This window comes from Desmonostoc muscorum LEGE 12446, from assembly GCF_015207005.2.
GTDB lineage: Bacteria > Cyanobacteriota > Cyanobacteriia > Cyanobacteriales > Nostocaceae > Nostoc > Nostoc muscorum.
Window position 1 is genome coordinate 3,249,666 of record NZ_JADEXS020000001.1, and the last position, 13,158, is coordinate 3,262,823.

At 38.8% G+C, this 13,158-nt stretch carries 12 protein-coding genes; 6 read left to right on the top strand and 6 right to left on the bottom strand.

Features of this window, described 5'->3' with window-relative positions:
* Nucleotides 1-64: 64 nt before the first annotated feature.
* Nucleotides 65-502, bottom strand: a complete 438-nt coding sequence (locus tag IQ276_RS13965) for a GNAT family N-acetyltransferase (RefSeq protein WP_193913417.1) — start codon at nucleotides 500-502, stop codon at nucleotides 65-67.
* Between the two features lie 163 nt (nucleotides 503-665).
* Between IQ276_RS13965 and IQ276_RS13970 the strand changes: the two genes are divergently transcribed.
* Both IQ276_RS13970 and IQ276_RS13975 read left to right on the top strand, forming a co-directional pair.
* Nucleotides 666-2,108: a RecQ family ATP-dependent DNA helicase gene (locus IQ276_RS13970; RefSeq protein ID WP_193913419.1), complete on the top strand. Its 1,443-nt coding sequence runs from the start codon at nucleotides 666-668 to the stop codon at nucleotides 2,106-2,108.
* A gap of 474 nt (nucleotides 2,109-2,582) precedes the next feature.
* Entirely contained in the window at nucleotides 2,583-4,472 is a 1,890-nt protein-coding gene (locus IQ276_RS13975; protein ID WP_193913421.1) for a S9 family peptidase, read from the top strand.
* A 233-nt stretch (nucleotides 4,473-4,705) separates the two neighbouring features.
* Here the strand turns inward: IQ276_RS13975 and IQ276_RS13980 are convergent, their stop codons facing one another.
* The 5 genes from IQ276_RS13980 to IQ276_RS14000 form a co-directional block, all read right to left on the bottom strand.
* Nucleotides 4,706-5,530, bottom strand: a complete 825-nt coding sequence (locus IQ276_RS13980; RefSeq protein WP_193913423.1) for a glycosyltransferase family 2 protein — start codon at nucleotides 5,528-5,530, stop codon at nucleotides 4,706-4,708.
* A 43-nt stretch (nucleotides 5,531-5,573) separates the two neighbouring features.
* Complete coding sequence (locus IQ276_RS13985; protein ID WP_193913425.1) at nucleotides 5,574-6,878, bottom strand: NAD(P)/FAD-dependent oxidoreductase; 1,305 nt, start codon at nucleotides 6,876-6,878, stop codon at nucleotides 5,574-5,576.
* A 75-nt stretch (nucleotides 6,879-6,953) separates the two neighbouring features.
* Nucleotides 6,954-7,310, bottom strand: a complete 357-nt coding sequence (locus IQ276_RS13990; RefSeq protein WP_193913427.1) for an EamA family transporter — start codon at nucleotides 7,308-7,310, stop codon at nucleotides 6,954-6,956.
* 33 nt (nucleotides 7,311-7,343) lie between these two features.
* Nucleotides 7,344-7,727 (bottom strand): EamA family transporter, encoded by a 384-nt coding sequence (locus IQ276_RS13995; protein ID WP_193913429.1) that lies wholly within the window; start codon nucleotides 7,725-7,727, stop codon nucleotides 7,344-7,346.
* Between the two features lie 1,242 nt (nucleotides 7,728-8,969).
* Complete coding sequence (locus tag IQ276_RS14000; protein ID WP_190876003.1) at nucleotides 8,970-9,224, bottom strand: hypothetical protein; 255 nt, start codon at nucleotides 9,222-9,224, stop codon at nucleotides 8,970-8,972.
* Nucleotides 9,225-9,495: 271 nt separating this feature from the next.
* On the opposite strand from IQ276_RS14000, the gene IQ276_RS14005 reads away from it, so the two are divergent.
* The 4 genes from IQ276_RS14005 to IQ276_RS14020 all read left to right on the top strand — a co-directional run bounded on the left by IQ276_RS14005 (nucleotide 9,496) and on the right by IQ276_RS14020 (nucleotide 12,993).
* Nucleotides 9,496-11,655 (top strand): Tex family protein, encoded by a 2,160-nt coding sequence (locus IQ276_RS14005; protein ID WP_235115655.1) that lies wholly within the window; start codon nucleotides 9,496-9,498, stop codon nucleotides 11,653-11,655.
* Nucleotides 11,656-11,669: 14 nt separating this feature from the next.
* Entirely contained in the window at nucleotides 11,670-12,011 is a 342-nt protein-coding gene (locus tag IQ276_RS14010; protein ID WP_193913433.1) for a 2Fe-2S iron-sulfur cluster-binding protein, read from the top strand.
* A gap of 245 nt (nucleotides 12,012-12,256) precedes the next feature.
* Nucleotides 12,257-12,655, top strand: coding sequence for a phage holin family protein (locus IQ276_RS14015; protein WP_190876000.1), 399 nt, complete (start codon nucleotides 12,257-12,259; stop codon nucleotides 12,653-12,655).
* Between the two features lie 146 nt (nucleotides 12,656-12,801).
* Nucleotides 12,802-12,993: a YqaE/Pmp3 family membrane protein gene (locus IQ276_RS14020; protein WP_073643542.1), complete on the top strand. Its 192-nt coding sequence runs from the start codon at nucleotides 12,802-12,804 to the stop codon at nucleotides 12,991-12,993.
* Nucleotides 12,994-13,158: the final 165 nt, after the last annotated feature.

A 13,158-nucleotide genomic window follows, 5' to 3' on the forward strand; every position in this document is an offset into this window, starting at 1 on the left:
TTGTCAATGTAGCTTGGCGATGTCTACGACGGGCTACGCCTACGCACTGGTTTGCTGTTGGCGGTCAAGTGCGATCGCAATTAGGATTTAAACGCATCATGATTCTTTCCGGTTCAGTCAAATTTTTAAACCCATAACGCCGATAAAGTCCATGAGCATCTTTTGTACCTAACATCCACCTTTGAACATCTTGGAGTTCTGGATATTCCACAATATATTCTACAAACCATTTTCCTAAACCCTGTCCTCGATAAGGCTCCAAAATAAAAACATCTTTTAATAACGCAGAAGTCGCATAATCAGTAATGACTCTTGCAAAGCCAACTTGTTGTTCGCCTTCATAAAGTCCAAAACACAAAGAATTTTTGATTGATTTTTCTACAATTGCTAATGGGATGTTTTCAGCCCAATAGGAAGTTTGTAAAAAATCATGAATCATTTGAATATCTAATTTTGATTTATCGGTGTTGATGTAAAATCTATGTTTTAAGTCTTCGTTCATCTAATTGGGTCTTTTATTTAATAAATTGAAAAATAATAATTAATTATAATTCATTATTGCCCTGAGGGTTGGAATATTCAGATGATGAAATTACTGAACCATTAGCTCCAAAGCAGAGGCTATATTCAATTATTCAATAATATGAGTGCATCTACTACTGATTATGAATCAGCCGACAATAAAATCTTGGCAAGAAGTTCTTGCAGCTTTTCAAAAAATTTGGGGTTATGAAGACTTTCGTCCGCCACAAGGAGAAATTGTCAGCAGTTTGTTAGCACAAAAAGATGCGCTGATTATTATGCCCACAGGTGGAGGTAAGTCAATTTGTTTTCAACTTCCGGCACTACTACAAACAGGAATAACTTTGGTAGTTTCCCCCTTGGTGGCGTTGATGGAAAATCAAGTACAGGAACTACGAGAAAACCACCAAAAGGCAGCACTTTTGCATAGTGAATTACCTTCGTATCAACGCCGTGCAACTCTGCAAGCTTTGGAACGCCAACAGCTAAGATTACTGTATTTATCGCCAGAAACTTTGTTGAGTGCGCCAGTTTGGGAAAGATTATCTCAGCCGCAATTGCAAATTAATGGTTTGATTTTGGATGAAGCCCATTGTTTAGTGCAATGGGGTGATACTTTTCGCCCAGCTTATCGCAGATTAGGGGCGGTACGTCCTGCATTGCTAAAATCAAAACCACCAGGAACAAAAATTAGCATCGCGGCTTTTACCGCCACTGCTGACCCCCTAGCCCAAAAAATTATTCAAACAGTTTTACAATTACAGCAACCAGAGATTTTTCGGTTGAATCCTTACCGTCCAAATTTGCATCCTACTGTCCGCATTGCTTGGACGCCACGAGGTAGGAAACAACAATTATTAAAGTTTATTCAAAATAGACCGCAACAATCGGGGTTAGTTTATGTTCGCACTAGGCGAGATAGTGAAGATTTAGCCCAATGGTTAGCAGACATGGGTTATGCGACAGCGAGTTATCATGCGGGATTAGGTGCAACAGAACGCCGTGCAGTAGAAGCTAGCTGGTTAAGTGGCAAAATACCGTTTGTGGTTTGTACCTGCGCGTTTGGTATGGGGATTAATAAAAGCAATGTCAGGTGGGTTATTCACTTTCACGCGCCACATCTGCTTTCAGAATATGTGCAAGAAATAGGCCGTGCTGGAAGAGATGGGAAACCAGCCGAAGCCTTAACGCTGGTGAGTGAACCTACAGGGTGGTTAGATTCAGAAGATAAGCAAAGACAGCAGTTTTTTCAAGAACAAATGCGATCGCAACAACAAATAGCGCAGCAACTTGTGAAAAAATTACCAAAACAGGGAGAAGTCAACGCAGTAACCCGACAATTTCCCGAAGCTGCTACAGCCTTAGCTTTACTCCACAGCAACGGTCAGCTAAACTGGCTTGACCCTTTTCATTACACCATTGAGAAAAAAACGAAAAATCAGCCAGCGACGCAATTACACGCCGCCAAACAAATGCATCAATATCTCACAAGCAAGCAGTGTCGTTGGCAGTTTTTATTAAACGCCTTTGGTTTTGACAAAGAAGCAGCCAACTGGCGTTGCGGACATTGCGATAATTGTCGCTAGCCTTACTTTGTTTTTTGAACCTATCCCCCACCCAACCCCCTTAAATTCACGATTGTTGCGTCAATTTACAGCAGTTTTCATGTATTTGAACCACATCTGTTGTAGGGGCACAGCATTGCTGTGCCCCTACCGCGTGGTCTATTTACCTGAAAATAGCTAGTATCAAAGACTCATTCGCAAATATTAATTTATACCAAATTATAGTTACAAATCATTACTGCCCTCTTTGCCACAATTCTTCAGCTAGGTTCACCCAATAGGATGAATTATCATTTCTCCCAGCAAGGGACAATAGGGTAGTGAACATAATTCGTAATTGTTACCCTACAGATTAATCCCCATGCTTGAAACCATGAAAAATGCTTATTTTGACCCGTAATGAAGATTGAAGGATGAAACTGTAATAAACTAATTACGAATTACTAATTACAAATTATCAATTACGAATTATTCACTCAACGAGAGGATAAAAATATGTCATCTGCAACAGCAACCTCACTACCACCGGTGATTCCGCGTGAAATTCTCTTTGGAAATCCTGAAAAAGCTAGTCCAAGACTGTCGCCCGATGGCAAATATTTGGCATACGTTGCCCCTGATGAGAAAAATGTCTTGCAGGTATGGTTGCGAACTGTGGGACAAGAAGATGACCAAACACTAACTGCGGACAAAAAACGTGGTATCCGCGTTTTCTTTTGGACTTATAACGCCAACGAATTGATTTACATGCAAGACTCAGACGGTGATGAAAATTTTCACCTCTACTTAGTCAATATTGAATCAAAGATTGTGCGTGATTTAACGCCGTTCCAGGGTGTAAAAGCAGAAGTTGTAGAAATAGAACCTAAATTTCCAGACCAAATACTAGTAGCGTTGAACTTGAACAATCCGCAAAAGTTCGACGTTTACCGTATCAACTTAAAAAATGGTGCAGTGGAGTTTGACACTGACAACCCTGGTAACATTATTAGCTGGACAGCTGACGCGGATTTTCAAATACGTGCAGCAACCACTAGCACCCCTGATGGTGGTTATGATTTGTTATTACGAGAAACTACAGATCAACAATGGGATATTCTTCGCCACTGGGGACCAGAAGAAGAAGGGAGTCCTGTTAGCTTTTCTGGTGATGGCAAAACACTCTACATTGAAGCCAATCATGATGCTAACGCCCAACGACTGCTAGCTGTTGACTTAGACACCCGTCAAGAAACCGTTATTGCTGAAGATCCGCAATACGATTTTGTGGGGATAATCATTCAGCCTGTGACGCGAGTTATCCAAGCAGTTTCTTTCTACAAAGACAAACAGGAATGGCGGGTAATTGACCAGAGTATTGCTGCTGATTTTGAGGAAATCGCCAAATTACGTTCTGGGGAGTTCTCCTTAATTAGCCGGGATTTAGAAGATAAGAACTGGCTGGTAGCTTATAACACTGACGATGGCCCAGTTTATTACTATGCCTACAACCGAGAGTCAAAAACTAGCACTTTCCTATTTAGCAACAAACCTAAACTCGAAGGGTTGCAGTTAGCTTCAATGCAACCAATTTCCTATGAGGCGCGGGATGGTTTGACTATCCACGGTTACCTGACAACTCCTGTGGGAATACCTAGCGAAAATTTACCAACAGTATTGCTAGTTCATGGCGGTCCTTGGGTGCGGGATACCTGGGGTTTAGATGCCCAAGCGCAATGGCTAGCTAATCGGGGTTACGCTGTTTTGCAAGTAAATTATCGGGGTTCTACTGGTTATGGTAAAGCATTCGTGAATGCTGGAAACCGAGAATGGGCTGGCAAAATGCACGATGATTTGATTGATGGTGTTAATTGGCTAGTGGAACAAGGTATTTCCGACCCGCAAAAGATTGCGATTATGGGTGGTTCTTATGGTGGTTACGCAACTCTGGTGGGGTTGACTTTTACACCAGAAGTTTTTGCGGCTGGTGTGGATATTGTCGGCCCCAGTAACTTGATTACTTTAATCCAAACCATACCGCCTTATTGGGAACCACTCAAGGCAATGTTTTATCACCGTGTTGGTAATTTAGAGACAGAAGAAGAGTTTTTGAAATCGCGATCGCCTTTATTTTTCGCTGACCAAATTCAAAAACCTTTACTCATCGGTCAAGGTGCAAACGATCCACGGGTGAAACAAGCAGAAAGCGACCAAATTGTGAGCGCAATGCAACAAGCTAATTTGCCGGTGCAATATGTACTTTACCCCGATGAAGGACATGGTTTTGCCAGACCAGAAAATCGCTTGCATTTTTTTGCGATCGCTGAAGAGTTTCTCGCTAAATACTTAGGTGGAAGATTTGAACCTTTGGCAGATATTCCAGGTCATTCAGGAATAGTCAAATAAAGTCTCTAATTAAACCCTAAATAGGGTAGCACCACTGTGCTACCCTACAGCAGATTATGGTTCAAATAAATGAGATGCACTTATATGTATTCAACTTGCACTTTTGTTAACTAAAGGAGTCAAGCAGTGGGAATAAGTATGGGGTCATAATTACGAATTATTATAACTCCTACTAAATATGTAATTTTCTTTGCTGAATCAGCTTAATTTGATCCAAAGTCTCCTTGTCAGGTTTATTTGCGATTTGCTATCTTCAGTGGAATTTTTGCTGTTTCTTCGTCGTTGAAAGTTTGACCTAAATTGGGAGTTAGTTTTGTGGATGATAGATTCTTAAACAAAAGCTTCAGTGTTCGAGTAATAGTTTTGAGAATTTTCATTTTGCTGGCAGTCGGCTTTTGATCGTATCTCAAAACCATTGGAATTTCTATGATTCTGGGTTTGAATACTTTAGCTTTAAGCAGTAAATCTATCATGCAAGCAAATCCACTTTCTGTGAAGAGATTGTCCCCATAATACATATCAAGTTTAGTGAGGAAATTACGGTTATATAGTCTGTAACCACAAGTGTAATCTCTCACACCTGGTATGCGGGCTGCGATTATAAATAACCAACTTGCTCCGTAGCTCATAAACTCTCTAAATTTTGATAGACCTATGACTTTAGAGCCTTTGCGATATCTAGATGCGATCGCAATATCATAACCCCCAGCTACCATAGCGTCATACATCTTGATTAACAGTTCTGGTGGTTGAGTATTATCGCAATCCATAGCGGCTAAAAAATCACCTTCTTGAGAAATTTCTAAGAAAGTTGTGAAGCCTGTTTTAATTGCTTGACCTAAACCAGCATTTTTGGGATGTTGTACTAATTTCAGCGATATACCCAGTGATTGAGATTCTTCTATCGCAGTCTGGGCAGTTCTATCCCTACTGCCATCATCAACCAAAATTAGTTGGATGTCCATCTGAGAGATTTGCTGCAATTGGTGAAATCTTTGGAACAAGGGGGGAATTGATTCTTCCTCGTTGTATGCAGGTAAAAGAACAAAAAGACTCATAAAAAATGCCTCGTGTGATTTTGAAAATACCAGTACTCAAATTTCAAGAATTTAGTAATGTTGATTTTTTGAGAAACTCATCAACGTGTCTGACAACTGCGTTGTTATTGACGCTATCATTCACGAACTGTGAGGTATTGACAACAAAAAAATCAGCGTTTTCAGTACTGACTTTGGGAACAAGGCTTGAATAGTTCAAAACTTGTAGCGGCTGTACTTTGATAGCTCGATTTATGTGTGCTACCACAATGTCATCTGGTTTGAGTTCTGGGAACATCAAACGTACACCCTGGAAAAATAGTTGCTGCAATTCATCATCTGGGCGTTTTAACAAAGGGTCAGTGGAAAGTATATATTTTGGTAGGAATGTCATGTGATATCCTGCCGTTTCTTCCAAAGAAACTAGGTTGCTCATACCGATAACTCCCGTAAACGGAATATTCCTATCGGCAATATTTACTACGTAATAAGGAACTAAAGCCTTACGAGTAATAAGTACCATGCAGACTACACCCAAGTATTCTACTGTTTCACGAGTCTGGGAAACTTTCACCAGTTCATTTGCAACAACCTGTTGCAAGATATTAACTGGCCCAGTAAAAATGACTTTATCAAAATGTTCTTTTTTTCCTTGAGATTCTACCCAAATTCCACCCTCTTGAGCAGGTGCAATATATTCCACCGCAGTACTTGTGCGAATATGACCTCCAGCCGCATCAATTAATTTTTCTAAACGGTCTATTACAGTTTTGTAACCGCCAGAAACATAACCAAGTTGTTCTTTACTTAATGAAGAATCCCGTGCTGAAAATAGTCTTTTGATATAAGCCCAAATAAAAACAGCTGATATTCGCTTATAGTTATCCCCTAATTTGGATAGAAGTAGGGGTTTCCAAAGTTTTTCGTATGTGTTTCTGCCACCGAGTTTTAATAGCCAATCTTCAACTAAAATCTTTTCCAAGCGTTGCCAATTATTCAGACGTGAACCATATAAAAGAGTAAAAGCTAATCTAATTTTCCCCATCAACCCAAACAGAGGAAAGCGCAGAAACTCTATAGCGGTACTAATAGAATAAAATTTTTGATTGTCATAAAATCCTGTTAAACTACGATGCCAACGTAGTTTATCTCCTAGCCCAATATCTCTAATAAAATTTATTAAATGAGTATCAGAAGGTAGGATAACGTGATAGAAACGATCCCAGGTAAATAACCCGTAATCATGATAGGTGGTGAGTCCACCAAGCTGGTTATTGTTATCGAAAACAGTTACTATATGTCCTTGGTGTGAAAGGCGTTGGGCTAATACCAGCCCAGTTATTCCTCCGCCGATAATGCCAATTTTCATAAGCTTTGATTTTTCTAGGAATGTTGTTAAAGTTTATCTTCCGATTTTGTTGTATATTCATAACTGATTGAGCTATTAATGTACAACAAGAATTACGCCAGCGATGATAATTGAAATTCCTAACCACTGGCTCAATACAACTTTCTCTTTTAGAAGATAGTGAGAAGCGATCGGTATCAGTGCATACATTAATCCCAGAACTGGAAATGCTTGACTTAGAGGAACTGTCCGCAACACATAAAGCCACAATAAGGTCATCAATCCATAGCAAATAAACCAAATTATAAAATAACGAGAAAATATGAGATTGCGGATAGATGCGCTTGCTTCGTTGCTAGGAGTAGAAATGTAAAGTCCATACTTCAGTGATAAATTCGCTACTGTTCCAAACAAAACGACAAGCATTAAATTCAGCCAATTAATAATGTTCATTTGTTAATATTTTTTGTTGAAGTAACTATAAATTCATTTAGAGTTTTTCAGGGGAATAACTACTAAAAGAACACCAAGAAAAATAGTAAGTACTCCTAATATTCTAGTTAGTGTAATCACCTCATTAAAAAAATAATAGGAACCGAAAAGTATACCCACGTAGTTTAAACTGGTTACTGGGTAAGCAATGCTCAATTTCACTGTTCGCAGAGCTAGTATCCAAGTTACTATTGCTAAACAATAAACAGTTACAGATAAGGTCAATTGTTGAATAAATTCCCAAGTAAATAATCCTTCATGACTATTACTCATGGTGTGCTTCATCAGCAAGTGTCCAGAAATACTAAATAAAACACTTACGAGTAAGATGACATAGGAAGTTATTTGAAAGCGTGAAATTTGTAATATAGATTTCATAATACATTTACCTCAATGGAAATAGTCGGTATAAAGCAGATAGTAATAATTTGTCATTTTAAAAGTTTTGGCTCTCGGTCACACATTGTCAAGAATTTGACTTTCCACTTCAGTAAATAGACAACAAAATTAAGAAGGTTAGGGTGAAGAGACTGAGATCAATATGACCATTGAAGCTAATTTATGAGAGTTAACAACTGAATAGTATTGACTTTGAAGTAGGGTAGTTGCTATATCGTGCTAACGTCCCATTTCATCGCAGCTACACAGTTATATTCCAGAACTAATATCTAGATAAATATCACACGTTATGCTCACACAACAAAGTTTAAGAACTTTGATATAAATTCTACCGTAGATAAAGTTTAACAGTGCGCGATCGCTTAGTTTTTAGAGAATATTCATTGTTAACATTTAAGCGAGTAAAAATCGATTCATAAAATTCTTATTAACGCATTCATGATGTTTCATCAGTTACATGTATTATTGTGTATAAATATTGTTGAACATGCTACTGAGATCGTCAAGACATTAACTTACACATCAGAAATTACCTTAATTAATAATTTTCCTCAATTTCGTAGGGGAGAATTTATTAATTTATCGGTGTATGTCAGAGTTGCTTTCACTCACAGACATACATGTAAGCTAGACTGGAAACTACATCGGTGAATTGGTGTACTAGCTCTCTTTAGACATGGGAACACAGCAATTAGGAAGACCTTCTTGACCCTCAAAGGGAGCCTTAAGATAATAGACTAATTGCTTTACACTTTTATCTGAAAATTTACTCAATGTCCAAATCGAGCATTTGATGAGAGTAAGCGTTAATCTAAGATAGCATCGGCTGAAATAATCAAAGCTTACAGAAGTTGAATTCAATTGCTTTTACATTATTTAAGTATTACCCTTGGTTGATTTTTGCTGATTACATCTAGTTTTAACTAGAGTTGTTTCTCAAAGGTTATTACTACATGTAATTACTTACTAGAATACCACGAGAAAAGCGTGTTGCAAATTTATCGTCGTACTTTATCAAAAATTTATTTGCCGAAAATCCACTTAAACAAAAACTTCATAAAATAGACAGTCTCTTCTATATAAATTTTTATTTCTGAAATTTTGTAGATTTATAAAGCAGTTTTTCGGTACTAAACTTTCTAGTGACAGCGTTTTTCGACTAGCTGTGTGATAATTAACAGCAGTTTTCAGTTGAGAAAACTTTAATTTCTGATGTTGAGATCATTTAGTTTCTCTGGGTGCTTTTCGTCTAACTTGAGTTTGTTTAAATTCGTTTTGTTGCAAAAGCTTGTTAGTAATAGTCAAGACAATGATTAACAATCCAAACTGAATCTGCCAGGGTGCTAATACTAGGCTTAAAATCAAGCTAATAGCTGCAAAAACACCCGCAAGATATGCAATTTCGTCAGTACTCTGTTTAAACAAGTAGCCAGTAGCTAAAGCAGTACACAGTGGTATCAGGAAAAACAAAGCCATTGCCAATCACCTATGGACTAAAAATTGTGGTGTTTATAAAAAAATTGAAATCATCTTTATAATTGTGGTTAATTTTACATCTAAGAAGGTTTTAGCCACAACATTCCGTCGATATAAATCTTATAGAAACTCAAGATTACGCAACTTCGTATATTACACCTGACATCTGAGCAATAATTATCTGGTAAATTAGCTTAAAACTTTGGGCTGGTGTCGGGAAAACGATCTAGCATATTACCTTTAGAAGTAGGATTTTCACCTGAAATACTCGATGCTGAACATTCCTCAATTAGTGGCAACTGAATTAGACCTCAAACCACATCAGGTGCAAAACGCGCTAGAACTTTTGGCTGAGGGTGCAACGATTCCGTTTATTGCACGTTACCGTAAAGAGCGCACCAACGAAATGAATGAAGTGCAACTTCGTGATCTGGCCGATAGATATACTTATTTAACAGAACTTGAAGAACGTAAATCTGTCATCTTAAATGCGATCGCTGAACAAGGTAAACTTACAGACGAACTCAAAGCCAAAATCACATCTTGTTTACAAAAAACAGAACTTGAGGATCTATACTTACCCTATCGACCAAAGCGACGCACCCGCGCCACCATCGCCAGGGAAAAAGGACTCGAACCCCTAGCGGAGTTCATCAAGTCAATAAATGTCAAAAATGCTACAGTAGCTTCCTTAGAAGAAGCAGCAGCTAAGTATATTTCTGAAACTCAGGGAGTAAAAACAGCAGAAGAAGCGCTCAAAGGTGCTGCTGACATCTTAGCGGAAGAAGTAGCTGAAAAAGCTCACCTACGCGCACATATCCGGGATTATTTCCTAGAAGAAGGGGTGTTTGCCTCCCGCATCAAAGATGATTACCCCGAAGGTACAACCAAATTTGAGATGTACCGTAACTATCAAATAAAGGTAAAAAATATTGCACCCCACAATATGCTGGCGTTGTGTCGGGGTGAAGCTGAGAAAGTATTAAGCTTTGAAATTGCTTTCGATGAAGATACGGTGCTTTATTATCTTGAGTCCCAAGAAATTAAAACCAAAGTCCGGACAATTCGGGATTTTTATCAGGCGATGTTGAAGGATGCATTCAACCGTTTAATGAAAGTCTCTCTAATGGGGGAGGTAATTTCCCAGAAAAAAGTTTATGCAGACATGGAATCAATCAAGACATTTGAAGCAAATCTGCGGGAGTTGCTGTTATCTGCGCCAGCAGGAATGAAACCAACCCTAGCCATAGACCCTGGATTTAGAACTGGGTGTAAAGTTGTAGTACTCGACCAAACGGGCAAATTTTTGGAATACCAAGCGGTATTTCCCCACCAAGCGGCTGAACAACGACTCAAAGCTGCACAAACAATCAAAAATCTGATTGAAAAGTACAAAATTGAGTTAATCGCCATTGGTAACGGTACAGCATCCCGCGAGACAGAGGAGTTTGTCTCACAAGTCTTACAAACCATAGAACGCAAACCAGTTAAGGTGATGGTGAATGAGTCTGGTGCATCTATATATTCTGCGAGTAAAGTGGCGTTGGAAGAGTTTCCTGACTTAGATATTACCGTGCGTGGCGCAATTAGTATCGGCCGACGTTTGCAAGACCCCTTGGCGGAACTGGTGAAAATCGATCCTAAATCCATTGGTGTGGGACAATATCAGCACGATGTGGATCAGAAGTTGTTGAAAAAGAAATTGGATGAAACCGTAGAAAGCTGCGTTAACTACGTAGGTGTAGACTTAAACACCGCCTCCAAAGAACTTCTCACTTCTGTCTCTGGAATTACCCCAACAGTCGCCAATAATATTGTTGCCCATCGCAACCAGAACGGAGCCTTTAAAAATCGCCGCCAACTGTTGAAAGTTCCCAAATTAGGACCAAAAGCCTTTGAACAAGCAGCGGGTTTTCTGCGAATTCGCGGTGGTGAGAACCCATTAGATAATACAGCAGTGCATCCAGAGAGTTATTCTGTAGTAGAAGCGATCGCATCTGATTTAAATGTGCCATTAAATCAGGTGACACAAATTGCCGAAAAACTCAAAAAAACCAATCTGAAAAAATACGTAACCGATACCGTCGGCGAACCAACACTGCGGGATATCCTCAGCGAACTGGAAAAACCAGGTAGAGACCCCCGTGCTGAGTTTAAGTATGCCACCTTTAAAGAAGGAATCAAAGAAATTACCGACTTAAAGGAAGGAATGGAACTAGAGGGAATGATTACCAATGTCGCCAACTTCGGTGCATTTGTCGATATCGGCGTACATCAAGATGGTTTGGTGCATATCTCCCAACTTGCTGATAGATTCGTAGACGACCCCCAGAAAGTTGTCAAGGTAGGACAAGTTGTCAAAGTCCGGGTACTAGAAGTCAACGAGAAATTAAAGCGAATTAGTTTGTCGATGAAAGCAGTTAAGCAATAATTTAGAAATAGCAGATGGCAGTTTATCAAGTGCGACTCATCAATGCTAGTCTGGGATTAGATTGCACCATTCAAGTACCAGACGATCAATATATTCTGGATATGGCTGAAGATGCTCATATCCGCCTCCCATCTGGGTGCAAACAAGGCGAATGTTCTGCCTGTATCGCTAAACTTGTCAGCGGTGAAATAGATCAAAGTGAGCAAAAATTTCTTCGTTCCAGTGAAATACAGGCTGGTTATGTAGTGACTTGTGTAACTTATCCCTTGTCTGATTGTATTTTAGAAACCCATCAAGAACAAGTCTTATATAAATCAGCCCTTTACTATAAGCCTGAGTCGGAAAAATCTGAGTGATTGTTACCTTGTGATATTAAATAAATCTTAAATTTTTCAGGTGTGTTCAATAAATGTAACACTACTCGAAAAACATTACACTGTAGGGACGCACAGCTGTGCGTCCCTACCTGTTACATATATAGTAAGAAGATTCGACCTAACGATAGAAGTAAATTCTATCTTTCAAGAGAGGTTAAAATCTAGCACCTAGTTGAAGATGAAATAAGAAGTTTCAAAGAAAAAATCTTTATTAGGTAAAAACAATGTTGACACCATTTTTAACTGCCCTAGCTACAGCTTTAAGTTTGTTAATTGTTGATTTAATTGTTCCAGATGTTGATATTGCTAATTTTCCCGCAGCTTTAATTGCCGCTTTCGTAATTGGTTTAATTAACGGTTCACTTAAGCCGATTCTTTCTACACTTTCCCTACCACTCAACTTTTTAACATTTGGAGCATTTTCCCTCATCATCAACGGTTTTTGCTTCTGGTTAGCAGCGGCGCTAGTTCCTGGGTTCTCAGTTCACGGACTTATCGGTTTTATTCTCGGTCCTGTGATTTTATCTTTTGCTAACACCTTGATTAACAACTACTTTGTTGAAAGAAACCTTTTAACCAGCAGTGGAAGTGTCAAGAACCAAGGTGAATTACCCTCTAGATAAGTATCAGCCGGAGTAGAAATGCTAATGTCCTCACATCTCTACTCCAAACCAAATCTCCCAATTAAGATAACTCATTAGATGGATTTCTTAATGCAGTATCTTCCAGAGAATGTAAGTAAACAAATTCACACACTTGTAACAACATCATGAAATTAGTTCGTTATCTTCTAGGTTTGTTAGTGCCTCCTTTAGGCGTTTTCTTGACAGTTGGAGTTGGTCCAACATTGATTATTAACATTTTGCTCACACTTCTCGGTTGGCTTCCCGGTAGTATTCATGCAATTTGGGTTATTGCCAAGTATGACGAACAACTTAGTCGAGAAGGACGTATTTACTAACTAATACGCGAGATTAATTTTAGGCAATCTGAAGTAGGGTGCGTTAGGCTAAAGCCTAAGGCACCATTTCCTTTCAATAATGATACAAATATGTTGGTAAAGCAATCTCTATGAGTGTCAAAAATACAAGAATTTATAGTAGTTTCCATGCATTTGAACCACATA

Excerpts from the sequence above, each read along its gene's own strand:
- IQ276_RS13965 (WP_193913417.1), bottom strand. The coding sequence starts at position 502 with ATGAACGAAGACTTAAAACATAGATTTTACATCAACACCGATAAATCA.
- IQ276_RS13970 (WP_193913419.1), top strand. The coding sequence starts at position 666 with ATGAATCAGCCGACAATAAAATCTTGGCAAGAAGTTCTTGCAGCTTTT.
- IQ276_RS13975 (WP_193913421.1), top strand. The coding sequence starts at position 2,583 with ATGTCATCTGCAACAGCAACCTCACTACCACCGGTGATTCCGCGTGAA.
- IQ276_RS13980 (WP_193913423.1), bottom strand. The coding sequence starts at position 5,530 with ATGAGTCTTTTTGTTCTTTTACCTGCATACAACGAGGAAGAATCAATT.
- IQ276_RS13985 (WP_193913425.1), bottom strand. The coding sequence starts at position 6,878 with ATGAAAATTGGCATTATCGGCGGAGGAATAACTGGGCTGGTATTAGCC.
- IQ276_RS13990 (WP_193913427.1), bottom strand. The coding sequence starts at position 7,310 with ATGAACATTATTAATTGGCTGAATTTAATGCTTGTCGTTTTGTTTGGA.
- IQ276_RS13995 (WP_193913429.1), bottom strand. The coding sequence starts at position 7,727 with ATGAAATCTATATTACAAATTTCACGCTTTCAAATAACTTCCTATGTC.
- IQ276_RS14000 (WP_190876003.1), bottom strand. The coding sequence starts at position 9,224 with ATGGCTTTGTTTTTCCTGATACCACTGTGTACTGCTTTAGCTACTGGC.
- IQ276_RS14005 (WP_235115655.1), top strand. The coding sequence starts at position 9,496 with ATGCTGAACATTCCTCAATTAGTGGCAACTGAATTAGACCTCAAACCA.
- IQ276_RS14010 (WP_193913433.1), top strand. The coding sequence starts at position 11,670 with ATGGCAGTTTATCAAGTGCGACTCATCAATGCTAGTCTGGGATTAGAT.
- IQ276_RS14015 (WP_190876000.1), top strand. The coding sequence starts at position 12,257 with ATGTTGACACCATTTTTAACTGCCCTAGCTACAGCTTTAAGTTTGTTA.
- IQ276_RS14020 (WP_073643542.1), top strand. The coding sequence starts at position 12,802 with ATGAAATTAGTTCGTTATCTTCTAGGTTTGTTAGTGCCTCCTTTAGGC.